22 protein-coding genes and 1 pseudogene are annotated in these 25,599 nt (G+C 69.9%); 11 read left to right on the top strand and 12 right to left on the bottom strand.

What is annotated here, in order from left to right:
• Positions 1 to 306 precede the first annotated feature (306 nt).
• From BLT78_RS17500 to BLT78_RS17520, 5 genes are all read left to right on the top strand, one after another.
• Entirely contained in the window at positions 307 to 1,263 is a 957-nt protein-coding gene (locus tag BLT78_RS17500) for a TAXI family TRAP transporter solute-binding subunit (protein WP_090350980.1), read from the top strand.
• A 166-nt stretch (positions 1,264 to 1,429) separates the two neighbouring features.
• A complete protein-coding gene (locus tag BLT78_RS17505) occupies positions 1,430 to 3,454 on the top strand; it encodes a TRAP transporter permease (protein ID WP_090350982.1) in 2,025 nt (674 codons plus the stop codon).
• The gene (locus BLT78_RS17510; RefSeq protein ID WP_090350984.1) at positions 3,451 to 3,849 is read left to right on the top strand and encodes a DUF1850 domain-containing protein; all 399 of its coding nucleotides are present in this window, start codon (positions 3,451 to 3,453) and stop codon (positions 3,847 to 3,849) included. Before BLT78_RS17505 ends, BLT78_RS17510 begins: the two co-directional genes overlap by 4 nt.
• Before the next feature lie 211 nt (positions 3,850 to 4,060).
• Positions 4,061 to 6,184: a TonB-dependent siderophore receptor gene (locus BLT78_RS17515; RefSeq protein ID WP_231975649.1), complete on the top strand. Its 2,124-nt coding sequence runs from the start codon at positions 4,061 to 4,063 to the stop codon at positions 6,182 to 6,184.
• 75 nt (positions 6,185 to 6,259) lie between these two features.
• A complete protein-coding gene (locus BLT78_RS17520) occupies positions 6,260 to 7,468 on the top strand; it encodes a PepSY-associated TM helix domain-containing protein (RefSeq protein ID WP_090350985.1) in 1,209 nt (402 codons plus the stop codon).
• Positions 7,469 to 7,483: 15 nt separating this feature from the next.
• On the opposite strand, the pseudogene folE2 reads toward BLT78_RS17520, so the two are convergent.
• A pseudogene (gene folE2, locus BLT78_RS17525) lies at positions 7,484 to 8,369 on the bottom strand (GTP cyclohydrolase FolE2).
• Between the two features lie 90 nt (positions 8,370 to 8,459).
• Here folE2 and zigA point away from each other — a divergent pair.
• The gene (gene zigA, locus BLT78_RS17530; RefSeq protein WP_090350987.1) at positions 8,460 to 9,674 is read left to right on the top strand and encodes a zinc metallochaperone GTPase ZigA; all 1,215 of its coding nucleotides are present in this window, start codon (positions 8,460 to 8,462) and stop codon (positions 9,672 to 9,674) included.
• A complete protein-coding gene (locus BLT78_RS17535; protein ID WP_090350989.1) occupies positions 9,674 to 10,315 on the top strand; it encodes a DUF1826 domain-containing protein in 642 nt (213 codons plus the stop codon). Before zigA ends, BLT78_RS17535 begins: the two co-directional genes overlap by 1 nt.
• A 1-nt stretch (position 10,316) precedes the next feature.
• On the opposite strand, the gene BLT78_RS17540 is transcribed toward BLT78_RS17535, so the two are convergent.
• Positions 10,317 to 10,670 (bottom strand): NADH:ubiquinone oxidoreductase, encoded by a 354-nt coding sequence (locus BLT78_RS17540; RefSeq protein ID WP_090350991.1) that lies wholly within the window; start codon positions 10,668 to 10,670, stop codon positions 10,317 to 10,319.
• Between the two features lie 180 nt (positions 10,671 to 10,850).
• Between BLT78_RS17540 and BLT78_RS17545 the strand changes: the two genes are divergently transcribed.
• Positions 10,851 to 11,819, top strand: a complete 969-nt coding sequence (locus BLT78_RS17545) for a CobW-like GTP-binding protein (RefSeq protein WP_090350992.1) — start codon at positions 10,851 to 10,853, stop codon at positions 11,817 to 11,819.
• 290 nt (positions 11,820 to 12,109) lie between these two features.
• On the opposite strand, the gene BLT78_RS17550 is transcribed toward BLT78_RS17545, so the two are convergent.
• Both BLT78_RS17550 and prlC read right to left on the bottom strand, forming a co-directional pair.
• Entirely contained in the window at positions 12,110 to 12,394 is a 285-nt protein-coding gene (locus BLT78_RS17550) for a YheV family putative zinc ribbon protein (RefSeq protein WP_090350994.1), read from the bottom strand.
• The gene (gene prlC / locus BLT78_RS17555) at positions 12,391 to 14,454 is read right to left on the bottom strand and encodes an oligopeptidase A (protein ID WP_090350996.1); all 2,064 of its coding nucleotides are present in this window, start codon (positions 14,452 to 14,454) and stop codon (positions 12,391 to 12,393) included. Before prlC ends, BLT78_RS17550 begins: the two co-directional genes overlap by 4 nt.
• Before the next feature lie 81 nt (positions 14,455 to 14,535).
• Between prlC and BLT78_RS17560 the strand changes: the two genes are divergently transcribed.
• Positions 14,536 to 15,081 carry a gamma carbonic anhydrase family protein gene (locus BLT78_RS17560; RefSeq protein ID WP_090350998.1) on the top strand — a complete coding sequence of 182 codons (546 nt, stop codon included), beginning with the start codon at positions 14,536 to 14,538 and terminating at the stop codon, positions 15,079 to 15,081.
• Between the two features lie 135 nt (positions 15,082 to 15,216).
• Here BLT78_RS17560 and acuI read toward each other — a convergent pair whose 3' ends face one another.
• The 6 genes from acuI to BLT78_RS17590 form a co-directional block, all read right to left on the bottom strand.
• Positions 15,217 to 16,200 (bottom strand): acrylyl-CoA reductase (NADPH), encoded by a 984-nt coding sequence (acuI, locus tag BLT78_RS17565; RefSeq protein WP_090350999.1) that lies wholly within the window; start codon positions 16,198 to 16,200, stop codon positions 15,217 to 15,219.
• A gap of 56 nt (positions 16,201 to 16,256) precedes the next feature.
• Positions 16,257 to 16,889 (bottom strand): acrylate utilization transcriptional regulator AcuR, encoded by a 633-nt coding sequence (gene acuR / locus BLT78_RS17570; protein ID WP_090351001.1) that lies wholly within the window; start codon positions 16,887 to 16,889, stop codon positions 16,257 to 16,259.
• A gap of 32 nt (positions 16,890 to 16,921) precedes the next feature.
• Positions 16,922 to 17,236: a P-II family nitrogen regulator gene (locus BLT78_RS17575; protein WP_090351003.1), complete on the bottom strand. Its 315-nt coding sequence runs from the start codon at positions 17,234 to 17,236 to the stop codon at positions 16,922 to 16,924.
• 1 nt (position 17,237) lies between these two features.
• A complete protein-coding gene (locus tag BLT78_RS17580; RefSeq protein WP_090351004.1) occupies positions 17,238 to 18,179 on the bottom strand; it encodes a sodium-dependent bicarbonate transport family permease in 942 nt (313 codons plus the stop codon).
• 97 nt (positions 18,180 to 18,276) lie between these two features.
• Positions 18,277 to 20,085, bottom strand: coding sequence for a sodium-extruding oxaloacetate decarboxylase subunit alpha (oadA, locus tag BLT78_RS17585; protein ID WP_090351006.1), 1,809 nt, complete (start codon positions 20,083 to 20,085; stop codon positions 18,277 to 18,279).
• A 9-nt stretch (positions 20,086 to 20,094) separates the two neighbouring features.
• Positions 20,095 to 21,510 (bottom strand): acetyl-CoA carboxylase biotin carboxylase subunit, encoded by a 1,416-nt coding sequence (locus BLT78_RS17590; RefSeq protein WP_090351008.1) that lies wholly within the window; start codon positions 21,508 to 21,510, stop codon positions 20,095 to 20,097.
• 297 nt (positions 21,511 to 21,807) lie between these two features.
• Between BLT78_RS17590 and BLT78_RS17595 the strand changes: the two genes are divergently transcribed.
• Complete coding sequence (locus BLT78_RS17595) at positions 21,808 to 22,737, top strand: LysR family transcriptional regulator (protein WP_090351010.1); 930 nt, start codon at positions 21,808 to 21,810, stop codon at positions 22,735 to 22,737.
• 39 nt (positions 22,738 to 22,776) lie between these two features.
• Here the strand turns inward: BLT78_RS17595 and BLT78_RS17600 are convergent, their stop codons facing one another.
• Both BLT78_RS17600 and hexR read right to left on the bottom strand, forming a co-directional pair.
• Positions 22,777 to 23,001 (bottom strand): PA3496 family putative envelope integrity protein, encoded by a 225-nt coding sequence (locus BLT78_RS17600; protein WP_090351012.1) that lies wholly within the window; start codon positions 22,999 to 23,001, stop codon positions 22,777 to 22,779.
• A gap of 131 nt (positions 23,002 to 23,132) precedes the next feature.
• A complete protein-coding gene (hexR, locus tag BLT78_RS17605; protein WP_090351013.1) occupies positions 23,133 to 24,014 on the bottom strand; it encodes a transcriptional regulator HexR in 882 nt (293 codons plus the stop codon).
• Positions 24,015 to 24,150: 136 nt separating this feature from the next.
• On the opposite strand from hexR, the gene zwf reads away from it, so the two are divergent.
• Positions 24,151 to 25,581: a glucose-6-phosphate dehydrogenase gene (gene zwf, locus BLT78_RS17610; protein ID WP_090351015.1), complete on the top strand. Its 1,431-nt coding sequence runs from the start codon at positions 24,151 to 24,153 to the stop codon at positions 25,579 to 25,581.
• Positions 25,582 to 25,599 lie beyond the last annotated feature (18 nt).

The raw sequence follows: 25,599 nt of genomic DNA on the forward strand, positions 1-25,599 counted from the left end.
ATGTGCTCTTTGGCCGGCATCTTTCCACGATGCCGCGGCTGATGCCATCCGTCATCGCGTTGGTCGCGCGCCAGCCTCCATGGCTGCTGCCGGCCTGTGCGGCGAGCATCGGCGGACTCTTGCTCGCGAGGGTATCGGCATCGGCAAGAATCCGCCTATTCATTCCCCCCGTCTAGTCAGACAGCCCCATTCCAGAGCCATCCGCCCATCTGGCACGCCGCCTGCTAAGTGAGCTCACCCGGCCGGAGCGCCCCTCGCCCGTCCGGACGAATCCAAGAACAAGCACAACAAAGACGGAGAAACGCCATGACCCTGAGCAAACGCCTCGGCCTGTTCGCCGCTGCCGCCGCCCTGACTGCCAGCACCGCCAGCTTCGCCGCGCCGACCTTCATCAACGTCCTCACCGGCGGCACCAGCGGGGTGTACTACCCGGTGGGCGTGGCGCTGTCGCAGGTGTACAGCACCGGCATCGACGGCTCGAAGACCTCGGTGCAGGCGACCAAGGCCTCGGTTGAGAACCTCAACCTGCTGCAGGCCGGCCGCGGCGAGCTGGGCTTCTCGCTGGCCGACTCGGTGGACGACGCCTGGAAGGGCGTCGCGGACGCCGGCTTCAAGGAGCCGCTGACCCGCCTGCGCGCCATCGCCGGCACCTACCCGAACTACATCCAGATCGTCGCCAGCGCCGAATCGGGGATCAAGACCCTGGCGGACCTCAAGGGCAAGCGCATCTCGGTCGGTGCCGCCAAGTCCGGCACCGAGCTGAACGCGCGGGCCATCTTCAAGGCCGCCGGGCTGTCCTACGAGGACATGGGCAAGGTCGAGTTCCTGCCCTTCGCCGAGTCGGTGGAGCTGATCAAGAACCGCCAGCTGGACGCCACCCTGCAGTCCTCGGGCCTCGGCATGGCGGCGATCCGCGACCTGTCGTCGGTGATGCCGCTGAACTTCATCGGTGTGCCGGCGGAGGTGGTGGCGAAGATCGGCAGCCCGGCCTATCAGGCCAGGATGATTCCGGCCGGCACCTACGACGGGCAGAGCGAGGACGTGCCGACCGTGGCGATCACCAACATCCTGGTCACCCATGAGAAGGTCTCCGACGAGGTGGCCTACCAGATGACCAAGCTGATGTTCGACAACCTCGGCCGTCTGGCCTCCTCGCACTCGGCGGCCAAGGACATCCAGCTGCAGACCGCCACCGAGAACCTGCCGATCCCGCTGCACCCGGGCGCCGAGCGCTTCTACAAGGAAGTCGGCGTGCTCAAGTAAGACGCCGAGCCGGTCGGGGCGCCGCCTGCGGCGCTCCGACGGTGCATGGCCGCGGACGCTGCGCCGCGGCCTGCCCACAGAGGTGCCAGCAAAGCCAGCGTGCACGCGCACGGCAGGTTTTGTTGGCGGCTCTCGTCCCTTCCGATTTCCCGCTCCGAGGTATCCCATGAGCGAAAGCCAAGGCATGTCCGCCAGCCCGAGCCAGTGGCCGCGGGCGCTGTTCACCGTCGCCCTGCTGTTCTCCATCTACCAGATCGTCACCGCCGCCTTCCATCCGGTGTCCAGCCAGGTGCTGCGTGCCGGCCACGTCGGCTTCCTGCTGCTGCTGGTATTCCTCTGCTATCCGGCGCGCGGCAGCGCGCGGCCGTTCCAGCCGCTGGCCTGGCTGCTCGGCCTGGCCGGCATGGCCACCTTCGCCTACCAGTGGCTGTTCGAGGCCGACCTGATCCAGCGCTCCGGCGAGCTGATCGGCGCCGACATGGCGGTCGGCGTGCTGCTGATCGTCCTGGTGTTCGAGGCGGCGCGGCGGGTGATGGGCATCGCCCTGCCGATCATCTGCCTGCTGTTCCTCGCCTACGGGCTGTTCGGCGAGTACCTGCCGGGCGACCTGGCGCACCGCGGCTACGGCGTCGACCAGATCGTCAACCAGCTGGCCTTCGGCACCGAGGGCCTGTACGGCACGCCGACCTACGTGTCGGCCACCTACATCTTCCTGTTCATCCTGTTCGGCGCCTTCCTCGAGCAGGCCGGGATGATCAAGCTGTTCACCGACTTCGCCCTCGGCCTGTTCGGCCACAAGCTCGGCGGCCCGGCCAAGGTGTCGGTGGTGTCCTCGGCGCTGATGGGCACCATCACCGGCTCCGGGGTGGCCAACGTGGTGACCACCGGGCAGTTCACCATCCCGCTGATGAAGCGTTTCGGCTATCGCCCGGCGTTCGCCGGCGCGGTGGAGGCGACCGCCAGCATGGGCAGCCAGATCATGCCGCCGGTGATGGGCGCGGTGGCCTTCATCATGGCCGAGACCATCAACGTGCCCTACGTCGAGGTGGCCAAGGCGGCGCTGCTGCCGGCGCTGCTGTACTTCGGCTCGGTGTTCTGGATGGTCCATCTGGAGGCCAAGCGCGCCGACCTGCGCGGCCTGCCGAAGAGCGAGTGCCCGAACGCCTGGGCGGCGGTGAAGGAGCGCTGGTTCCTGCTGATCCCGCTGGTGGTGCTGGTCTGCCTGCTGTTCGCCGGGCGCACGCCGATGTTCTCCGGCACCGTGGGCCTGGCGCTGACCGCGATCGTCATCCTCGGTTCGGCGATCATCCTCAGGGTGTCCTCATGGGGCCTGCGCATGGCCTTCTGGATCGCCTTGGGCGTGCTCTGCGCCGGCTTCTTCAGCCTCGGCATCGGCGTGGTGTTCGGCGTGATCGGCCTGCTGGTGGCGGTGTGCTGGTTCATCAAGGGCGGCCGCGACACTCTGACCCTGTGCCTGCACGCGCTGGTCGAGGGCGCCCGCCATGCGGTGCCGGTGGGCATCGCCTGCACCCTGGTCGGGGTGATCATCGGCGTGGTGTCGCTGACCGGCATCGCCACCACCTTCGCCGGCTACATCCTCGCCATCGGCCAGGACAACCTGTTCCTCTCGCTGCTGCTGACCATGCTCACCTGCCTGGTGCTGGGCATGGGCATCCCGACCATCCCCAACTACATCATCACCAGCGCCATCGCCGCGCCGGCGCTGCTGGAGCTGGGCGTGCCGCTGATCGTCTCGCACATGTTCGTCTTCTACTTCGGGCTGATGGCCGACCTCACCCCGCCGGTGGCGCTGGCCGCCTTCGCCGCGGCGCCGATCGCCCGCGAGAGCGGCTTCAAGATCAGCCTGTGGGCGGTGCGCATCGCCGCGGCCGGCTTCGTGGTGCCGTTCATGGCGGTCTACGATCCGGCGCTGATGCTGCAGGGCGACAGCTGGGCGGCGATCGCCTACATGCTGTTCAAGGCGGCGCTGGCGATCGCCCTGTGGGGCGCGGCCTTCACCGGCCACCTGCAGCGCGACCTGTCCGCCTGGGAGCGCCTGCTGGCGTTCGCCGCCGGCGTGGCGCTGATCCTCGCCCTGCCGCTCAGCGACGAACTGGGCTTCGCCCTCGGCGGCCTGTTCCTCGCCCAGCACTACTGGCGCGCGCGCCGTGCCCCGGCGGTGGCGGCGTGATCGGCCTGTGCCTGGGGTTGGCCGGCGCGGTGTGGGCGAGCCTGCCCGTGTCGGCCTTCACCCTCGCCTGGACCCACACCATCGAGAAGGTGCGCTGGGAGGAGGACTACCGCGTCACGCCCGAGGGCCTGGTCCTCGGCGAGGCGCGGGTGCGTGGCAACGGCGCCGGCATGGAGATCCCCGACGGCGCCGTGCTGCAGGGTGGCAGCTGGCACTACCGCCGCCAGTTGCCGCCGCTGCAGCCGTTGCGCGTCGGCCGCACGCCCGAGGCCGGCGACTACCAGCTGTGCTTCGCCGGCGCCTGCCAGCCGCTCAGCGAATGGCTCGGCCCGCCGACGGCGGAGCGTCCGGCGCTGGAGCTGTGGAGTTGTGCGCCGCCTGCGCCTGCCGCCTGAAGCCGACCCCCCGGGCGACGCCAGTCCCCGGGGGGTTTCCGTGCTGCGCGCGACGGGGTGCATCTCATTTCTGATACTTAATCTCGAATAAGATATTTTCTCATTTGCCTTGACGGATGTGCTGTCCCGGTGAAATCATTTTTGAGAATCGTTCGCATCGGTGGTCGCGCCGCCCACCGCCTGCCTCTCAAAGACCTCCGGAGCCCTTCCCGTGACCTTCCGCAAGACCGCCCTGGCCCTCGCCTGCGCCCTGCACGCCGGCCTGTTGTCCGTCGCCCACGCTGTCGCGGCGGACGACGCCCTGCAGCTCGACGCCTCGACCATCGTCGGCCAGGCTGACGACGCCGCCGCCGAACGCGACTCCTATCAGGCCAAGCCGAGCAGCGCCGCCACCAGGCTGGAGCTGACCCCGCGGCAGACCCCGCAGTCGGTTTCGACCATCAGCCGCGCCCAGCTCGACGACTTCAGGCTGACCAGCGTCAACGGCGCGCTCAAGCACACCCCGGGCATCGCCGTCGAGGAAGTGGAGACCGACCGCACCTACTTCACCGCGCGCGGCTTCGACATCACCAACTTCCAGTACGACGGCATCGGCGCCCCGTTCGTCTACGGCAACCTCGACGGCAGCATTGACACCGCGCCCTTCGAGCGCATCGAGGTGGTGCGCGGCGCCAACGGCCTGATGTCCGGCACCGGCAACCCCTCGGCGACCGTCAACTTCGTGCGCAAGCGGCCGACCGCCACGCCGCAGGCACGCATCGACCTGACCGCCGGCTCCTGGGACCAGCGGCGCATCGACACCGACGTCTCCGGGCCGCTCAGCGAGTCCGGCAACCTCCGCGGCCGGCTGGTCTATGCCCACGAGGACAAGAACTCCTACCTGGACCGCTACTCGCGGGAGAAGAACCTGTTCCACGGCGTGCTCGAGGCCGACCTCGCCGCCGGCACCACCCTGAGCCTGGGCCACACCCTGCAGAAGACCGCCGCCGACAGTCCGATGTGGGGCGCCCTGCCGCTGTACTTCCGCGACGGCTCGGCCACCGACTTCTCGCGCTCGACCAGCACCGCCGCCGACTGGGCGTTCTGGGACAACCAGGAAAGCCGCACCTTCGTCGAGCTGGAGCACGACCTGGGCAACGGCTGGCAGGCCAGGGGCGTGCTGACCCGGGTGGAGAAGGAGGGCGACGCGCGGCTGTTCTACGTCTACGGCACCCCGGACGCCGCCAGTGGCCTCGGCCTGTTCAGCTATCCGTCGCTGTACCAGGACAAAAACACCCAGTGGCTGGCCGACCTCTACGTCAGCGGGCCGTTCGCCCTGCTCGGCCGCGAGCACGAACTGGTCGCCGGGGTGAACGGCTCGAAGTCCGAACTCGACGACGTCTCCCACTACGGCCGGGGCATCGGCACGCCGCTGCCGCCGCTGCAGGACTGGCGCGGCGACTACCCGCTGCCGGCCTTCGACGCCGCGGTCGCCGGCAGCGCCTTCGACGACCGGCAGAAGAGCGTCTATGCCGCCAGCCGCCTGAGCCTGGCCGACCCGCTGACCCTGATCGCCGGTGCGCGCGCCACCTGGGTGGACAGCGAGGGCGAGAGCTACGGCCGCGCCCGCGCGCGCTCCGACGACGCGCTCACGCCCTACGCCGGCCTGGTCTACGACCTGACCGAACAGTACTCGGTCTACGCCAGCTACACCGAGATCTTCGACCCGCAGACCCGCCTGGACGCCAGCGGCGCGCGTCTCGATCCGGTCGAGGGGCGCAGCTTCGAGCTGGGCGTCAAGGGCGAGCTGTTCGACGGCCGCCTCAACGTCGCCGCCGCCACCTTCAAGACCTACCAGGACAACATGGCCGAGTCGGCCGGCTTCGTCGGCGGCCGGCAGGTCTACGCGGGCGTCGACTATCTGAGCGAGGGCTACGAGCTGGAGCTGTCCGGCGAGCTGCTGCCCGGCCTGCAGGCCAGCGCCGGCTACACCTTCGTCGACGTGCAGGACGCCGAGCACCGCCACGCCAAGACCTACGCGCCCAAGCACCTGCTGCGCGCCGCCACCACCTACCGCCTGGCGCAGCTGCCGCAGCTCAAGGTGGGCGCCAATCTCAGCTGGCAGGACGCCATCCACCGCGACGTCACGCTGGCCGATGGCAGCGCCGGCAAGATCGAGCAGGACGCCTACGCGCTGGTCGGCCTGATGGCCAGCTACGACATCGACCCGAACTGGAGCGTGGCCGCCAACCTCGACAACCTCACCGACGAGAAGTACATCAGCAGCCTGTACTGGGAGCAGGGCTACTACGGCGCGCCGCGCAACGCCAGCATGACCGTCAGCTGGAAGTACTGACCGCTTGCACCTCGACCGCCCCGCGCGCCATCCGGCGGGCGGGGCCGGTCATTTTCCCGACCCGGAGTACCGCCCATGCGCCCCCTGCTGGTTTTGCTGCACCGCTGGTGCGGCCTGTTCATCGCCCTGTTCCTGTTCGTCGCCGGCCTCACCGGCGCGCTGATCTCCTGGGATCACGAACTGGACGAGTGGCTCAACCCCCAGCTGTTCGAAGCGCGCAGCAGCGGCCCGGCGCAGGCGCCGCTGGCGCTGGCCGACGCCCTCGAGGCCAGCGACCCGCGCCTGCGCGTTTCCTGGCTGCCGCTGGCCGTCGAGCCCGGCCATGCGCTGGGGGTGAGCGTCGACCCGCGGGTCGATCCGGCCACCGGCAAGGCCTTCGCGCTGGGCTTCAACCAGCTCGCCCTCGACCCGGTCAGCGGTGCGGTGCAGGGCAGCCGCCAGTGGGGCGAGATCTCGCTGAGCCGCGAGAACCTCTTGCCGTTCCTCTACAAGCTGCACTACAGCCTGCACATCCCCGACGGCTTCGGTCTGGAACTGGGCGTGCTGCTGTTCGGCATCGTCGCCATCGTCTGGTGCCTCGACTGCCTGGTCGCCCTCTGGCTGTCCTTCCCCAGCCGCCGCACCTGGCGCAAGTCGTTCGCCTTCCGCTGGCGGCGCGGCGGCTACCCGCTCAATTTCGACCTGCACCGCTCCGGCGGCGTCTGGGTCTGGGCGCTGCTGCTGGTGCTGGCGGTCACCTCGGTGTCGATGAACCTCAACGTGCAGGTGATGCGCCCGCTGGTCGAGCTGTTCTCGCCGCTCTCGCCCAGCCCGTTCGCCAGCCGCACGCCGGTCACCCTCGACGAGCAGCGCGAGCCGGCGCTCGGCCGTGTCGAGATACTGCAGCGCGCCGCGGCCGAGGCGCAGCGCCTGGGGCTCGACCTGCCGGCGGGCGGCATCTTCCACTCCGCCGAATACGACCTCTACGGCGTCGGTTTCTTCACCCTGGAGAACGAGCACGGCGATGGCGGCCTGGGCAATCCCTGGCTGTACCTCGACGCCCAGGACGGCCGCCTGCTCGGCACGCAGATCCCCGGCCGCGGCAGCGCCGGCGACGTGTTCATGCAGGCGCAGTTCCCCCTGCACTCCGGGCGCATCCTCGGCCTGCCGGGGCGCATCCTGGTGTCGTTCATGGGCCTGATGGTGGCCGTGCTGTCGCTGACCGGCATCGTCATCTGGCTGAGGAAGCGCGCGGCGCGACTCCAGCAGGCCCGCGTGGCGCTGGCGGGCCTGCAACGGGTCTGACCGGCGCGGGCGGGCTCAGTCGTCGGCCCGCCGCCAGCGGCTCTCGGCCACCGCGTCGTGGGCGTGCAGGCTCTCGGCGTGCACCACGCGCACGCCGAACGGGCTGGCGCAGCAAGGCGGCGTGCAGGCGCCGCGCGGCGTCCTCGCAGAACATCAGGTTCTGCCCGTTGGCCAGGGCGAAGGCCTGCTCGTCGGCGCGCTTCACCGCGGTCTGCAGGGCGGTGCCCAGCGCCGCCTCGGCGCGCTCGATCAGCTCGACCAGCGGCAGCTCCGCGGCCTCGCGCGCCAGGCTGACCCGCAGCGTGGCGGTCGAGCGCTGGCTGTGCGGGGTGGCCAGGCTGCCGGCGCTGCTGCCCAGCCACTCCAGCACCGCATCCCGCTCCAGTTCGCGGCCGGCGAAGTCGGCGGCGAAGCGCTGCTGGAGCAACTGGCAGGCCAGCGCCGCCGAGCACGGGCAGGTCGACGAGTAGCCGACCGCCACCTCCAGTTCCACCGCCAGGCCAGCGCCGTCCAGGCGCGCCTCGACCGCGAACGGGTAGCCCTTCCAGCCGGCCAGCGGGCTGACCAGCGCCGGCCGCCGCAGCAGCGCCTCGCCACGGATCTCCAGCTGGGCGCGCGCCGACAGCCCGGCGTGGCTGGCGAGGAACTCGTCGAGCAGCCGCGCCAGCAGCGCCGGGGTCAGCTCCTCCTCCTCCAGCGCCGCCAGCGCCAGGTACAGTCGCGACATGTGGATGCCGCGCGCCGCGGCGGCGTCGAGGCTGACCCCGGCACTGACGCGGGCGGCGATACGCTGGCCGTGGAGGACGACCGGCTGGGCGATGCCGGCCATGCCGACCCAGTCCAGCGGCAGGTGGGCGGCGGCGGTTTGCGCGGCGATATCCGGCAGGGTCGAGGCGTTCATCGGCAATCCCTTGATGGTCAGGCGGGAGAAAATGTTATGTTATAACTCAAAATTAACCAAGCAGCGCCGTCTGCCATTCCGAGGTCACCGATGGATTCCCGCCTTCCCGTCACCGTGCTGTCCGGCTTCCTGGGCGCCGGCAAGAGCACCCTGCTCAACCACGTGCTGAAGAACCGCGAGGGTCTCAGGGTCGCGGTGATCGTCAACGACATGAGCGAGGTGAACATCGACGCCGCCGCCGTGCAGCAGGGCGTCAGCCTCAGCCGCGGCGAGGAGAAGCTGGTGGAGATGAGCAACGGCTGCATCTGCTGCACCCTGCGCGAGGACCTGCTCGAGGAGGTCGCCCGCCTGGCCGGCGCGGGGCGCTTCGACTACCTGCTGATCGAGTCGACCGGCATCGCCGAGCCGCTGCCGGTGGCCGAGACCTTCACCTTCCGCGACGAACAGGGGCAGAGCCTGGCCGACCTGGCGCGGCTGGATACCATGGTCACCGTGGTCGACGGGGTGAACTTCCTGCGCGACCTGCACGAAGCCGAGGCGCTCGCCGAGCGCGGCGAGAGTCTCGGCGAGGACGACCAGCGCTCGGTCACCGATCTCTTGATCGATCAGGTGGAGTTCGCCGACGTCATCCTGGTCAGCAAGAGCGACCTGATCTCCAGCGCCGAGCGCGCCGAGCTGCTGGCCATGCTCGCGCGCCTCAACCCGCAGGCCGAGGTGCTGCCGATGGTGATGGGCCAGGTGCCGCTTTCGAAGATCCTGAATACCGGGCGCTTCGACTTCGAGCGCGCCGCCCAGGCGCCGGGCTGGCTGGCCGAGCTGCGCGGCACGCACGTGCCGGAGACCGAGGAATACGGCATCGCCTCCACCGCCTGGCGCGCACGCCGGCCGCTGCATCCGCAACGCTTCTTCGACTTCCTGCACCGCGAGTGGGACAACGGTCGCCTGCTGCGCTCCAAGGGCTGGTTCTGGCTGGCCAGCCGGCCGGCGGAGGCCGGCAGCTGGTCGCAGGCCGGCGGGCTGATGCGCTATGGCTACGCCGGGCGCTGGTGGCACGCGGTGCCGCAGGCGCAGTGGCCGCAGGATGAGGAAAGCCAGGCGGCGATCCTCGCCAATTGGGACGAGACCTGCGGCGACCGCCGCCAGGAGCTGGTGTTCATCGGCCAGCATATCGACTTCGCCCGCCTGCACGCCGAGCTGGACGCCTGCCTGCTGACCGATGCGGAACTGGCCCTCGGCGAGGACGCCTGGCAGGGACTGGAGGATCCGTTCGACGCCTGGCTGGCCGACGCCGAGGAGGCCGCCTGATGCACGCCCTCAAGCTCGTGCCGCCGCCACGCCAGCTGTGTGGCGACGCGCCCGAGGTGCTCGCCGAGGTGCTGCGCGACGGGGTCAACCTGGCGGTCTGGCAGCGCACCCTGCAGCCGGCGGTGGCCGGCTTCGTCGCCGCCCTGCTGGCGCGCGGCACGCCGCTGGCCGAGGCGCTGAGCCTCGAACTGGCCGATGGCGAGCGCGAACCCGAGCTGCGCGGCCTGGCAGGGGAGTTCGTCGCCCTGCCCGGCCATGCCGCGTTCGTCGCCGACGTCGCCTGGCTGCTGCGGGCCTATGCCTGCCTGCTCGATACGCGGCGCGTCGGCCTGCGCCTGCGCGTGCTGGACAGGGCCATGTGCCCGCGCTTCCACGTCGACCGGGTGCCGCTGCGCCTGGTCACCACCTACGCCGGGCCGGGCAGCCAGTGGCTGGCCGAAGGCGCGCTGGCGCGCGCACGGCTCGGCGATCCCGCGGCCGAGCCGCCAGCGCAGGCGATCCGCACGCTGCAGGCCGGCCATGTGGCGCTGCTCAAGGGCGAGCGCTGGGAAGGCAACGAGCACACCGCCATTGTCCATCGCTCGCCGCCGCTGGCCGCTGGCGAGCGGCGCCTGCTGCTCACCCTCGACTGGCTGGAGTGACTCAGGGCGTGCGCCACGCCCCGCCGCTCTGCTGCTCGCAGAACGGCTTGAGGTAGCGGGCGTCGCTGGCCACGCCGTAGTAGTGGATGTTCTGCCGGTAGGCGGCATTGCCGGCCTGGGCGCCGCCGCATACGCCGAAGGCGCCGCTCGGACACTGCTCGACGAACTCGACCCTGACCTCCTGGCCCTTGAGCTGCGGCTTGCAGAAGCCGGTGCGGAACAGCTCGCGGGGGATGCTGACGTTCTCCTGGCAGACCTGCACGGACACCCCCTCGCCCTGGCTGTGCACCACGCAGGCCTCGGCGAGGGCCGGCAGCGGCAGGGCGGCGAGCAGGAAGGGCAGGATCTGGCGCATGGTCGGGCTCCGGTTGGCTGGCGGCGGCTCCGCAGCGGAGCCGGCGCGCAGTTTACCCGCCGCCGCCGGCGCTGGCGCGGGCGGCCATCGCGCTTTGCCGGTAAGCTGGCGCAGATGACGCTCGTGTGCAGTTGTCCACAGACCTGCACAGCTTACCCCCAGGCTTATCCACAGGCGGCCATGCTCAAGCACATCCCCACCCACCTGATCGCCGGCCCGCTGGGCGCCGGCAAGACCACCCTGATCCGCGAGCTGCTGGCGCAGAAGCCGGCCGGCGAGCGCTGGGCGATCCTGATCAACGAGTTCGGCCAGGTCGGCCTGGACGCCGCGCTGCTGACCACCGGCGCCGATGGCATCGCCCTCGGCGAGGTGGCCGGCGGCTGCCTGTGCTGCGTCAACGGCGCGCCCTTCCAGGTCGGCCTCGGCCGCCTGCTGCGCCAGGCGCGGCCCGACCGCCTGCTGATCGAGCCGTCCGGCCTCGGCCACCCGACCGAACTGCTGCGCCAGCTGCACGAGGCGCCGTGGCGCGAGGTGCTCGCCGTACAGCCCGGCGTGGTTGTGCTGGACGCCGCCGCGCTGGCCGCCGGGCGGCCGCTGCCGGCGGCGCAGCAGGCGGCGCTGGACGGCGCCGGGCTGTTGCTGCTGAACAAGAGCGAGGGCCTCGACGCCGCCGCCCGCGCCCGGCTCGCCGCCCGGCTGCCGGCGCGGCCGCTGCGCTGGATCGAGCAGGGTCGTCTGCCGCTGGCCGAGCTGCCGGGCATCGAGGTCCGCGCAGAGGCTGGCGGTGGGCAAGAAAAGTTACCCACAGGTGCTGGCAGTCTGCCAGCGCTGTGGAGCGATCCGACGCAGCCGCTCTGCCAGATCCACGCCGAGGACGGCGGCTGGAGCATCGGCTGGCGCTGGCACCCGAGCCAGCGCTTCGACCGCCAGCAGGTCGCCGCCTGGCTGGCCGTCCTGCCCTGGCGCCGCGCCAAGCTGGTGCTGCACGATGCGGACGACGGCTGGCACAGCGCCAACGCGCTGGACGGCGCGCCGCTCAGCTGGCGTAGCAGCGAGTGGCGCAGGGACTCGCGGCTGGAGCTGATCTTCGCCGCGGAGCAGGACGCCGCGGCGCTGCAGGCGGGGCTGGCGGGGTGTCGGGCACGCTGACGAGGCGATCCGTAGGGTGGACAACGGCGCAGCCTTGTCCACCGGGGCGGGCTGGCGGTAGAAAACCGCTGCGCGGGTTTTCTACCCTGCGAGTCTGATCTTTGCCGCCGAGCAGGATGTCGCGGCGCTGCAGACGGGGCCTGGCGGGGTGTCGGGCGGTCTGAAACGAACCAGGCGCCGACCTTGCGGTGGGCGCCTGGTTCTCCGTCGCGTAGGGTGCGCCGTGCGCACCGGCGCCGTTGCCGTGGCCTGTGGGTGCGCATGGCGCACCCTACGGGCGTTGCTCCGTCCTACTCCGGCTTCTTCAGCTTCGGATTGGGGAAGAACTGCACGGGCTGCACCTTGGGATCGGCCGCCTTGGGCTTCAGCGCGCTGGTGTTGACCCGCGTCGGCAGTTCCTTGGGCACCGAGTTGCCGCGGGCGTCGAGGGTGTCGGCGTAGCCGCAGACCACGCAGTGGCGGTTCGGCGTGCCGTCCTCGTCCCACATCTGGATGGTGTCCATCGCCTCGCAGGCCGGGCACACCGCGCCGGCGATGAAGCGCTTCACCGGCGCCCCCAGGTTGTACTCGCTCATGCCGCCTCCTCGCTCAGGCCGCTGTGACGCAGCAGGGCGTCGATGGAAGGTTCGCGGCCGCGGAAGTCGACGAACAGCTGCATCGCCTCCTGCGAACCGCCGCGGGCGAGGATCGCCTCGCGGAAGGCGCGCCCGGTTTCCGGGTTGAGTACGCCTTCCTCCTCGAACCTGGCGAAGGCATCGGCGGACAGCACCTCGGCCCACTTGTAGCTGTAGTAGCCGGCCGCGTAGCCGCCGGCGAAGATGTGCGCGAAGCTGTTGGCGAAGCGGTTCCAGCGCGGCGGCTGGAATACCGACACCTCGTCGCGGATCGCCTGCAGCACCTCGAGCACGCCGCGGCCGTCGCCGTGGCTGGCGTGCAGCTCGAAGTCGAACAGCGAGAACTCCAGCTGGCGCAGCATCATCAGGCCGGACTGGAAGTTCTTCGCCGCCAGCATCTTGTCCAGCAAATCCTGCGGCAGCGGCTCGCCGCTCTCGAAGTGGCCGGAGATCAGCGCCAGGCCTTCCGGCTCCCAGCACCAGTTCTCCATGAACTGGCTGGGCAGCTCCACCGCGTCCCAGGCCACGCCGTTGATGCCGGACACGCCGGCGTAGTCGACGCGGGTCAGCAGGTGGTGCAGGCCGTGGCCGAACTCGTGGAACAGCGTGGTGACCTCGTCGTGGGTCAGCAGCGCCGGCTTGCCGGGCGCGGCCGCAGTAGCGACTGGCGGAGTGAAGTTGCACACCAGGTTGGCCACCGGGCTGATGCGCTCGCCGGCGGCGTTGCGCCAGTGGTCGCGGGCGCCGTCCATCCAGGCGCCGCCGCGCTTGTTGGCGCGGGCGTAGAGGTCGAAGAAGAAGCGCCCGACCTGCGCGCCGTGCTCGCGGATCTCGAACAGGCGCACGTCCGGGTGCCAGCTGTCGAAGCCGGACAGCTCCTCGATCTGGATGCCGTACAGGCGCTCGACGATGGCGAACAGGCCCGACAGCACCTTGTCGACCGGGAACCACGCGCGCACCTGCTCCTGGGAGATCTCGTAGCGCTGGTGGCGCAGCTTCTCGCTGAAGTAGCCGACGTCCCAGCTGGCCAGATCGCTCACGCCCTGGCTGGCGGCGAAGGCGCGCAGCTCGGCCAGATCCTGCTCGGCGAACGGCTTGCTGCGCACGGCGAGATCCCTGAGGAAGCCGAGCACCTGGTCGGTGGACTCGGCCATCTTGGTGGCCAGGCTCAGCTCGGCGTAGTGCTGGAAGCCGAGCAGCTGGGCCAGTTCCTGGCGCAGGTCGAGGATCTCGGCCATCAGCGGGCCGTTGTCGTGCTGGCCGGCGTTGGGGCCCTGGTCGGAGGCGCGGGTGCTGTAGGCGGTGTAGACCTCCTCGCGCAGCGCGCGGTCGTCGGCGTAGGTCATCACCGCGTAGTAGCTGGGGAACTCCAGAGTCACCAGCCAGCCGTCGAGGCCCTTGGCCTGGGCGGCCTGCTGCATCTGCGCGCGGGCCGACTCCGGCAGGCCGGCCAGCTGCGCCTCGTCGGCGATCTGCCTGGTCCACGCCTGGGTGGCGTCGAGCAGCTGGTTGGAGAACCTGCTGGACAGCTCGGCCAGGCGCATCTGGATGGCGCCGTAGCGCTGCTGCTGCTCGGCCGGCAGGTCGATGCCCGACAGGTGGAAGTCGCGCAGGGTGTGCTGGACGATGGTCCGCTGCGCCACCTCGAAGCCGGCCGCCGCGGGGCTGGCGGCCAGCGCGTGCCAGGCGTCGTAGAGCGCGCGGTTCTGCCCCAGCTCGGTGTAGTAGGCCGACAGCTTGGGCAGGCAGGCCTCGTAGGCGGCGCGCAGCTCGGCGCTGTTGCATACCGCGTTGAGGTGGCTGACCGGGCTCCAGGCGCGGCCCAGGCGGGCGTTCAGCTCGTCGAGGGCGAGCACCAGGCCGTTCCAGTCGGGGCTGGCGCCCTGGCTTTCGAGGATGCGCGCGATGGCGGCGCGGTTGTCGGCGAGGATCTGGTCGACGGCCGGCTCGACGTGTTCCGGGCGGATCGCCGAGTAGGGCGGCAGATCGAAGGCTTGCAGCAGCGGGTTGGTGGCAGTCACGGCGTTTGACCTTGAGTCGAGAGATTCACTGGGTCATGTTAATGAGAATTGCCCGACAACGCAGCTCAGGAGCTCTCTATCGTGTCCATCAGAACCTTCCAGGGCCACCGCCCGCAGCTCGGCGCGCGCGCCTTCGTCGACCCCAGCGCGGTGGTGCTCGGCGACGTGACGCTCGGCGACGACTGCTCGGTGTGGCCGCTGGCGGTGATCCGCGGCGACATGCACCGCATCCGCATCGGCGCGCGCACCAGCATCCAGGACGGCAGCGTGCTGCACATCACCCACGCCGGGCCGTTCAACCCGGACGGCTACCCGCTGGAGATCGGCGACGACGTCACCGTCGGCCACAAGGTGACCCTGCACGGCTGCCGGATCGGCAGCCGCGTGCTGGTCGGCATGGGCGCGATCGTCATGGATGGCGCGGTGGTCGAGGACGAGGTGGTGATCGGCGCCGGCAGCCTGGTGCCGCCGGGCAAGAAGCTGGAGAGCGGCTACCTGTACGTCGGCAGCCCGGTGAAGCAGGCGCGCCCGCTGAACGACAAGGAGCGCGCGTTCTTCGCCTACAGCGCGGCCAACTACGTGAAGCTCAAGGACCAGCACCTGGCCGAGGGCTACCAGGCGGAGTGAGCACGCCCCCGTCAGCACCTGGTGGAAAATCGCTGCGCGAGTTTTCCACCCTACGGGTTGGCCGAGGGCTATGGCGGCTGAGCGAGCCATCGTTCCAGCCGTAGGGTGCGCACGGCGCACCCTACGGCTGGAACCTCAGCGATTGACGTCCACCACCACCCGTCCGCGCACCTTGCCGGCGAGCAGGTCGCCGGCCACCGCGATGGCGTCTTCCAGACCGATGGTGCGGGTGATCGGCGCCAGCAGGCGCTTGTCCAGATCGCGCGCCAGGCGGCTCCAGGCCTCCAGGCGGTCGGCGCGCGGGCGCATCACGCTGTCGATGCCGGCGAGGGTCACCCCGCGCAGGATGAACGGTGCCACCGTGGCGGGGAACTCCATGCCCTGGGCCAGGCCGCAGGCGGCCACGCAGCCGCCGTAGCGGGTGCTGGCGCAGACGTTGGCCAGGGTGTGGCTGCCCACCGAGTCGATCGCCCCGGCCCAGCGCTCGCGGCCCAGCGGGCGGCCCGGCTCGCTGAGGCTGGCGCGCTCGATGAGTTCGGCGGCGCCGAGGCCCTTCAGGTAGTCGGCCTCCTCGGGGCGGCCGGTGGAGGCCACCACCCGGTAGCCGAGGCGCGCCAGCAGGGCGACGGCGAAGCTGCCGACGCCGCCGCTGGCGCCGGTGACCAGCACCTCGCCGCGGTCGGGCGTCACGCCGTGGCGCTCCAGGGCCAGCACGGAGAGCATCGCGGTGTAGCCGGCGGTGCCCACCGCCATCGCCTCGGCGGCGGAGAAGCCTGCGGGCAGCGGGATCAGCCAGTCGCCCTTGAGGCGCGCCAGCTGGGCCAGGCCGCCCCAGTGCGTCTCGCCGACGCCCCAGCCGTTGAGCAGCACGGCGTCGCCGGCCTGGAAGTCGGGGTGACGGCTCTCCTCCACCACGCCGGCCAGGTCGATGCCCGGCACCATGGGGAACTGGCGCACCACCGGGCCCTTGCCGGTGATCGCCAGGGCGTCCTTGTAGTTGAGGGTGCTGTGGCTGACGCGCACGCACACCTCGCCCTCCGGCAGGCGGGTCTCGTCGAGCTCCTGCAGGCTGGCGCGGTAGCCGTGGTCGTCCTTGTCGATCAGGATGGCGCGGAACATGGAATCACACCTCTCTGGTTAATAGACCGGTCGTCTAGAAATGGGCGATAAAAAACTCAGCGTGGCAGCAGGGCGAGGAAGCCGCGGATGAAGGTCGCCAGCGGCGCGTCGCTCTGCACCAGGCGGGCGCGCAGCACGGCGCCTTCCCAGCCGATCCAGAAGAACGCCGCCAGCTCGTCGCAGTCCACCGTCGGCGCCAGGCTGCCGTCCTGCTGGGCGGCGCGCAGGCAGGCGGCCAGGCGCGCCTGCCAGTCGCACAGCACCGCTTCCAGCTGCTCGCGGAAGCCTGCCGGCAGCTGGGTCACCTCCTGGCCGAGGTTGCCGACCAGGCAGCCGCGGCGGAAGCCGTGGCGGGCCATGCCGGCGCGGGCGTCGGCGACGAAAGCCTCCAGGCGCGCCAGCGGCGGCCGCGAGGCGTCGCCCAGCCAGCGCTCCAGCTTGGTGGCGAAGTAGCCGGCGTAGCGCTCCAGCACGGCCAGGCCGAAGGCCTCCTTGCTGGCGAAGTAGTGGTAGAACGAGCCCTTGGGCACGCCAACCTCCCTGAGCACCGTGTCGATGCCGGTGCTGAGGAAGCCCTGCTCGGTGAGCAGGCGCATGCCGGCGTGCAGCAGCGCCTCGCGCGTTTCGCGGTTGTCGCGGTCGAGCTTGGGCGGGCGGCCGCGGCGCGGCTGGAGGGCGGGAGCTGTCATGCGCCGATTATTGGACCGGTCGTCTCGAAAAATCAACCGGCCGGTTTGGCGGCGAACTTCTCCGCGCGCAGCACCTCCACCTCGGCCAGGTAGCAGATCATCGCGAAGTTCGCGTAGTAGCGTTCCTGCAGGTGGCGGGCGATGCGTTCGGCCAGCTCGCGCTCGCAGAGGATCTCGGCGCGGATGTTGCCGGCGGTGTCCCAGTCGGCGCGGCGCAGGCCGTGGGAGCCGCGGCCGCGCACGTCGGACAGGGTCCAGCCGGGCGCGCCGAGCTGTTCCAGGTCGGCGACCAGCTTGTGCTCCAGGGCCGCTTCGCAGATCACGGTGAGCAGGGTGGTGTGGGCCATGTCAGAGTCCCCAGGCGATCAGTTGCTCGGCCAGCGCCAGGTACAGCGGTATGCCGATCAGGATGTTGAACGGGAAGGTGATCCCCAGCGCGGCGGTCAGCGACAGCGAGGGGTTGGCTTCCGGCAGGGCCAGGCGCATGGCCGCCGGTACGGCGATGTAGGAGGCCGAGGCGGCCAGGGTGGCGAGCATCGCCGTGCCGCCCAGCGACAGGCCCATCAGGCGCGCCAGCAGGGCGCCGATCAGCGCGCCGAGCAGCGGCATGCACAGGGCGAAGGCGGCCAGGCGCATGCCGTACTGGCGCAGCGAGCCGAGCTGGCCGGAGGCGATCAGGCCCATCTCCAGCAGGAAGAACGCCAGCACCGGCTTGAACATGCCGGTGTACAGCGGCTCCAGCGGCTTGATCGCTTCCTTGCCGGCCAGCGCGCCGATCACCAGGCCGCCGAGCAGCAGCATGATGCTCTTGCCGAGGAAGATCTCGCGGCCCAGTTCCTTCCAGTGGGTGTCACGGGAGATGCCCTTGGCCAGCAGGATGCCGACCAGGATCGCCGGGATCTCGAGGATCGCCACGAACAGCGGCATGTAGCTCTCGAAGAAGATCTGCCGCGAGGCCAGGTAGGCGACCACCACGGCGAAGGTACCGGCGCTCACCGAGCCGTAGTGCGCCGCCACGCTGGCGGCGTTGATCCGGTCGAAGCGCAGGACGCGCAGCAGGGCGAAGGCCAGCAGCGGCAGGACGATGCCCAGGCCCAGCACCAGTGCCGACTGGCCGAGCAGCGCCGGGCTGGCCTGCTCTGCCAGTTCCACGCCGCCGTGCAGACCGATGGCCAGCAGCAGGATGATGGACAGGGTCTCGTACAGCGCCGGCGGCAGCTTCAGCTCGCTTTTCAGCAGGCCCGCGGTCAGGCCGAAGACGAAGAACAACACCACCGGATCAAGACTCATCTACCCCTCCTCGGGTTTGCGGACAGTTTACGTGCATGGTTGTGGGTACATAGTACAGGTAAAAAAAAGGGGAGCCATTCGGCTCCCCTCAAGGGACTTATTCTCCAATCTCGATGAGTACCTCACCAGGATTGACCCTGTCGCCCTTGACCACATGGATGGCCTTCACGGTGCCGGCGATCGGCGCCTGCACCTCGGTCTCCATCTTCATTGCTTCGGTGATCAGCACCGGCTGGCCGGCCCTGACCACATCACCTTCCTTCACCAGCACGTCGACGATGTTGCCCGGCATGGTGGTGCTGACATCGCCTGGACCGGCACTCTGCTTGCGCTTGCCGCCGGCGGTGCCGCCGACGAAGGCGTTCAGCGGCTCGAACACCACCTCTTCCGGCATGCCGTCGATGGCCAGGTAGAAGTGGCGCTTGCCGTCGGTCTTCACGCTGACCCCGGTGATGTCGACGCGATAGCTCTCGCCGTGCACGTCGACCACGAACTCGGTCGGCACGCCTTCCTGGGCGGCCGGGCGGCCGGCGGCATCCGGCTGCGGCAGCAGGGCTTCCGGCTTGAGGGTGCCGGCGGCGCGCTCCTCGAGGAACTTGCGGCCGATGTCGGGGAACATGGCGAAGGTCAGCACGTCCTCCTCGGACTTGGCCAGGTTGCCGATTTCCTCGCGCAGGCGGGCCATCTCCGGCTTGAGCAGGTCGGCCGGGCGCACGTCGATGACGTCCTCGTGGCCGATGGCCTGGAAGCGCAGCTTCTCGTTGACCTCGCCCGGGGCCTTGCCGTAGCGGCCCTGCAGGTACAGCTTCACCTCGTTGGTGATGGTCTTGTAACGCTCGCCGGCGAGCACGTTGAACACCGCCTGGGTGCCGACGATCTGCGAGGTCGGGGTGACCAGCGGCGGGAAGCCGAGGTCGGCGCGTACCCGCGGGATCTCCTCGAACACCTCGTTGATGCGGTGCAGGGCGCCCTGCTCCTTCAGCTGGTTGGCCAGGTTGGACATCATGCCGCCCGGCACCTGGTTGACCTGCACGCGGGTGTCGACGCCGGTGAACTCGCTCTCGAACTGGTGGTACTTCTTGCGCACGTTGTAGAAGTACAGGCCGATCTCCTGCAGCAGCTCCAGGTCCAGGCCGGTGTCGAACGGGGTGCCGCGCAGCGCGGCGACCATCGACTCGGTGCCCGGGTGGCTGGTACCCCAGGCGAAGCTGGAGATGGCGGTGTCGATGTGGTCGGCGCCGGCCTCGATGGCCTTGAGCTGGCACATGGCGCCCATGCCGGCGGTGTCGTGGGAGTGGACGAACACCGGCAGGTCGATCTCGGCCTTCAGCGCCTGCACCAGCTCGGCGGTGGCGTAGGGGGTGAGCAGGCCGGCCATGTCCTTGATGGCGATCGAGTCGACGCCCTTCTCCTGCATGCGCTTGGCCAGCTCGACGAAGGCGGCGGTGGTGTGCACCGGGCTGGTGGTGTAGGCGATGGTGCCCTGGGCGTGCTTGCCGGCGGCCTTGACCGCCTCGATGGCGGTGCGCAGGTTGCGCACGTCGTTCATCGCATCGAAGATGCGGAACACGTCGATGCCGTTGACCGCCGCCTTGGCGACGAAGGCCTTGACCACGTCGTCGCTGTAGTGGCGGTAGCCGAGCAGGTTCTGGCCGCGCAGCAGCATCTGCAGGCGGGTGTTGGGCAGCGCGGCCTTGAGCTGGCGCAGGCGCTCCCACGGATCTTCCTTGAGGAAGCGCACGCAGGCATCGAAGGTGGCGCCGCCCCAGACTTCCAGCGACCAGTAGCCGACCTGGTCGAGCTTGGCGCAGATCGGCAGCATGTCCTCGAGGCGCATGCGGGTGGCGATCAGCGACTGGTGGGCGTCGCGCAGGATGGTATCGGTGACGGTGATCTTCTTGTTCATCTCAATTCCTCACAGGCCGGCGTGGGCGGCAATGGCGGCGGCGATGGCCAGGGCCAGCTCTTCGGGCTTGCGCTTGACCGAGTAGTTGATCAGTTCCGGATGGGCTTCGACGAAGCTGGTGTTGAACACGCCGCTGCGGAACTCCGGATTGCGGAGGATTTCCTGGTAGTAGGGCGCGGTGGTCTTCACGCCCTGCACGCGCATGTCGTCCAGCGCGCGCAGGCCGCGGTCCAGCGCCTCTTCCCAGGTCAGTGCCCAGACGATCAGCTTCAGGCACATCGAGTCGTAGTACGGCGGAATGGTGTAGCCGGTGTAGATCGCCGTGTCGGTGCGCACGCCGGGGCCGCCGGGCGCGTAGTAGCGGGTGATCTTGCCGAAGCTGGGCAGGAAGTTGTTCTTCGGGTCCTCGGCGTTGATGCGGAACTGGATCGCATAGCCGCGGTGGATGATGTCTTCCTGCTTGACCGACAGCGGCAGGCCCGAGGCGATGCGGATCTGCTCGCGGACGATGTCGATTCCGGTGATTTCCTCGGTGATGGTGTGCTCCACCTGCACCCGGGTGTTCATCTCCATGAAGTACACCTCGCCCTCGGCGAGCAGGAACTCCACGGTGCCGGCGTTCTCGTAGCCGACTGCCTTGGCCGCCTTGACCGCCAGCTCGCCGATGTAGGCGCGCTGCTCGGGGGTCAGCTGTGGGCTGGGGGCGATCTCGATCAGCTTCTGGTTGCGGCGCTGGATCGAGCAGTCGCGCTCGAACAGGTGCACGGTGTTGCCGAAGCTGTCGGCGATGATCTGCGCCTCGATGTGCTTGGGGTTGACGATGCACTTCTCGAGGAACACCTCGGCGCTGCCGAAGGCCTTGGTGGCCTCGGAGATCACCCGCGGGTAGGCCTGTTCCAGCTCTTCCTGCGAGTTGCAGCGGCGGATGCCGCGGCCGCCGCCGCCGGAGGTGGCCTTGAGCATCACCGGGTAGCCGATGCGCTCGGCTTCACGCAGCGCTTCCTCGAGGTCGGCGACGTTGCCTTCGGTGCCGGGGGTGCAGGGTACGCCGGCGGCGATCATCGAGCGGCGCGCCTCGGTCTTGTCGCCCATGCGGCGGATCACCTCGGCGCTCGGGCCGATGAACTTGATCCCGCGCTCGGCGCAGATCTCCGCCAGTTCGGCGTTCTCGGAGAGGAAGCCGTAGCCCGGGTGCAGGGCGTCGCAGCCGGTCTCCACCGCCAGGTTGACCAGCTTGCGCGGGTTCAGGTAGCCGGCCAGCGGCTCGTCGCCGAGGTTGTGCGCCTCGTCGGCGCGCTTGACGTGCAGCGCGTGACGGTCGGCTTCGGAATACACGGCCACCGAGCGGATGCCCATCTCGGCGCAGGCCCGCACGATACGCACGGCGATCTCGCCACGGTTGGCGATGAGGATTTTTCTTATCACGGAGGTCTCCCTCGGCTGGACTGGCTGACCCGGCCGGTCAGGCGGCAGGTGCATTCACCCTAGCGCCGAGGGGTGAATTAAGAAAAATGAATATTTGTTAGGTTGAGCATAAACTACAGCTTATGATCAGGTGGAGGCCCCGGATTTCCTGGGCTGCAGCCGACCGCCAGACCACAGCGAGCCGCTCGTCGCTACATGTTGCACGCGTGCCGTAGGGGGCGCCATGCGCACCGCGAGGGGCGGCAGGTTCGATGGTGCGCGCGGCGCACGCACCCCACGACTGCGGAGCCCCTTCCCATGCGCAAGTCCCTGATGCGTCTTACCCTGCGCCAGCTGCAGGTGTTCCGTGCGGTGTGCGAGACGCGCTCGTACAGTCGCGCCGCCGAGGAGATGGCGCTGACCCAGCCGGCGGTCAGCCTGCAGATCCGCCAGCTCGAGGAGCTGGTCGGCCAGCCGCTGTTCGAGTACGTCGGCAAGAAGCTCTACCTGACCGACGCCGCCGAGGCGCTGCGCCGCGCCGGCGCCGACATCTTCGGCCGCCTGGAGAGCCTCGACATGCAGCTCTCCGACCTGCAGGGCTCGCTGCAGGGCCAGCTCAGCCTGACCGTCGAGTCCAGCGCGCAGTACTTCGTGCCCCACCTGTTCGGCGAATTTCGCCGCGAGCACCCCGAGGTCGGCCTGCAGCTCACCGTCGCCAGCCACGCCCAGGTGCTGCGCCGCCTTGGCGTCAGCCGCGACGAGCTGATGATCCTGTCCCAGGTGCCGACCGGGATGAACCTGGAGTTCAATCCCTTCCTCACCAACCAGATCGTCGCGGTGGCGCCGCCCGGGCATCCGTTGTGCCAGCGCGACACCCTGAACCTGGCGGATCTGACCGCCTGGCCGCTGCTGGTGCGCGAGCCGGGCTCGGGCACCCGCCAGGCCTGCGAGGCGTTCTGCCACGACAAGCGCGCGCACTTCGCCCAGACCCTGCAGCTCGGCTCGCTGGAGGCGCAGCGCGCCGGCGTGCTGGCCGGCCTCGGCCTGGCCCTGCTGCCGCGTCACGCGGTGAGCCTGGAGCTGGCCAGCGGCCGCCTGCGCGAGCTGCCGGTGGTCGAGCTGCCGCTGCAGCACAGCTGGTGCGTGGTGCACCCGCGCGACCGCCGCCTGAGTCCGGTGGCCAGCGCCTTCGTCGAGTTCATCCGCGCCAACCGCGCGGCGATCAACGCGCTCAACCTGCGCCTGTGAACGGCACCGCGCCGTTTCGTAGGGGGCGCCCTGCGCACCCTACGCGCGGGGCTGGCGGCGCGCGGCGTTGCGTAGCGAACGCACGTAATTGATGGCGATCAGCTCGGGAAAATCATGCATTTCCTGATCCAGGCGGCGCTCCTCGTTGTAGCGCTCGATGGCCCGGCGAAAGGCCATGCGGCGCTGGTCTTCCAGCTTGCGGCGGGCCTTGGCGTCCAGCTGTGGGATGGCGGAGTTGGCGTCGACAGCATGGTGGCGGGGCATGGCGTCTCTCCCATCGCGAATGATCCAGGGAGTTCGAGCATGCCGCAGCGGGCGTGACGGCTTGACGGCAGGCGGGTGACGCCGGCGTGACAGGCGCGCCCTCGCCCGGGCGGGCGAGGGGGGAAGAGGGTTCAGGCGCCGCTCGGGCCGTCCTCGGCGGGCTTGGCGGTCTTCGGCGACAGGCGCAGGCTGCGCAGGCTGCGCTTGACGCTCTTCAGGTGGTTGACCAGGTCCGGGCCGCGGGCCATGGCCACGCCCATCGCCAGCACGTCGATCACCACCAGGTGGGCGATGCGCGAGGTCAGCGGGGTGTAGATCTCGGTGTCCTCCTGCACGTCGATGGCCAGGTTGACCGTGGCCAGGTCGGCCAGCGGGGTCTGGCTCGGGCACAGGGTGATCAGCGTGGCGCCGCTCTCGCGCACCAGGTTGGCGGTGGTCAGCAGATCCTTGGAGCGCCCGGACTGCGAGATGCAGATCGCCACGTCGCCGGGCTTCAGGGTCACCGCGCTCATCGCCTGCATGTGCGGGTCGGAGTAGGCGGCGGCGGTCAGCAGCAGGCGGAAGAACTTGTGCTGGGCGTCGGCGGCCACCGCGCCGGAGGCGCCGAAGCCGTAGAACTCGACGCGCGAGGCGTTGGCGATGGCGTTGACCGCGCGCTCCAGCGCCTGCATGTCGAGGTGCTCGCGCACCTCCATCAGGGTGTGCAGGGTGGTGTCGAAGATCTTCAGGCTGAAGTCGGCCAGCGAGTCTTCCTCGTGGATGGCGAACTGGCCGAAGCTGGCGCCGGCGGCCAGGCTCTGCGCCAGCTTCAGCTTGAGATCCTGGAAGCCGGTGCAGCCGATGGCGCGGCAGAAGCGCACGATGGTCGGTTCGCTGACCCCCACCTCGTGGGCGAGATCGGCCATCGAGCTGTGCATGACGGCGGCCGGGTCCTGCAGCACGTAATCGGCGACCTTGAGCTCGGACTTGCGCAGCAGCGAGCGGGACTGGGAGATATGTTGCAACAGATTCACGGTGCGGACTCGGTTATGATCGGCTCAAGCCGGAGGTAGTGACCTTGTAGTTATACTACAAAAACTGCGCCAGCGCCCAGGCAAACCGTGTCGGAGACATCCCGTGCCGTCCTCTTCACCCGTTCTTCCCTGCGACATGCTGGTGTTCGGCGGCACCGGCGACCTGGCCCTGCACAAGCTGCTGCCGGCACTCTATCACCTGCACCGCGAGCAGCGCCTGCCCGCCGACCTGCGCATCCTCGCCCTGGCCCGCTCCGCGCTGGACCGCGACGCCTACCGGGCACTGGCCGAACGGCGCTGCCGGGCGCAGATCGCCCGCGCCGACTTCGACGCCGACACCTGGCAGGGCTTCGCCGCCCGCCTCGACTACTTCGCCATGGACGCCGCGCAGAGCGCCGACTTCGGCCGCCTGGCCCGCCGCCTCGGCGACGCCGGCGCGCGCGCGCGCATCTACTACCTGGCCACCGCACCGCAGCTGTTCGCCCCCATCGCCGCGCACCTGGCCACCGCCGGGCTGGCCGGTGCGCACACGCGCATCGTCCTCGAGAAGCCGATCGGCCACTCGCTGGAGTCGGCGCTGGCGATCACCCAGGCGATCGGCAAGGTGTTCGACGAGTCGCAGGTGTTCCGCATCGACCACTACCTGGGCAAGGAGACGGTGCAGAACCTGATGGCGCTGCGCTTCGCCAACGCGCTGTTCGAGCCAGTGTGGCGCGCCGGGCACATCGACCACGTGCAGATCAGCGTGCTCGAGACCCTCGGCGTGGAGAACCGCGGCGCCTACTACGACCGCGCCGGGGCGATGCGCGACATGCTGCAGAACCACCTGCTGCAGCTGCTCTGCCTGGTGACCATGGAGGCGCCGGTGCGCTTCGACGCCGAGGCGGTGCGCAACGAGAAGGTGAAGATCCTCCAGGCGCTCAAGCCGCTGTCCGGCCTCGACGTGCGCGACAAGACCGTGCGCGGCCAGTACACCAGCGGCCGGATCGGCGGCCAGGAGGTGCCGGCCTACTACTTCGAGAAGCACGTCGACAACGACAGCGACACCGAGACCTTCGTCGCCGTGCAGGCGGAGATCGACAACTGGCGCTGGGCCGGCGTGCCGTTCTACCTGCGCACCGGCAAGCGCCTCAAGCGCAAGTGCTCGGAGATCGTCATCCAGTTCAAGCCGGTGCCGCACCGCCTGTTCCCTGGCGCCAGCGAGCAGGCCAACCGCCTGCTGATCCGCCTGCAGCCGGAGGAGCGCATCAGCCTGCAGCTGATGGCCAAGACCCCCGGCAAGGGCATGACCCTGGAGCCGGTCGAGCTCGACCTCAACCTGGCCACCGCCTTCTCCCGCCAGCGCCGCTGGGACGCCTACGAACGCCTGCTGCTCGACGTGATCGAGGGCGACCCGACCCTGTTCATGCGCAAGGACGAGGTGGACGCCGCCTGGCGCTGGGTCAGTCCGATCCTCGACGGCTGGGGCGAGTATTATCAGAAGCCGCGCCCCTACCCGGCCGGCTCCAGCGGCCCGGAACAGGCGCACAGCCTGCTCGAGCTGGCCGGCCGCGCCTGGCACGACTGAGGGGCCCTCCAACCGGCC

The sequence above is a fragment of the Pseudomonas oryzae genome (assembly GCF_900104805.1).
Lineage (GTDB): Bacteria > Pseudomonadota > Gammaproteobacteria > Pseudomonadales > Pseudomonadaceae > Geopseudomonas > Geopseudomonas oryzae.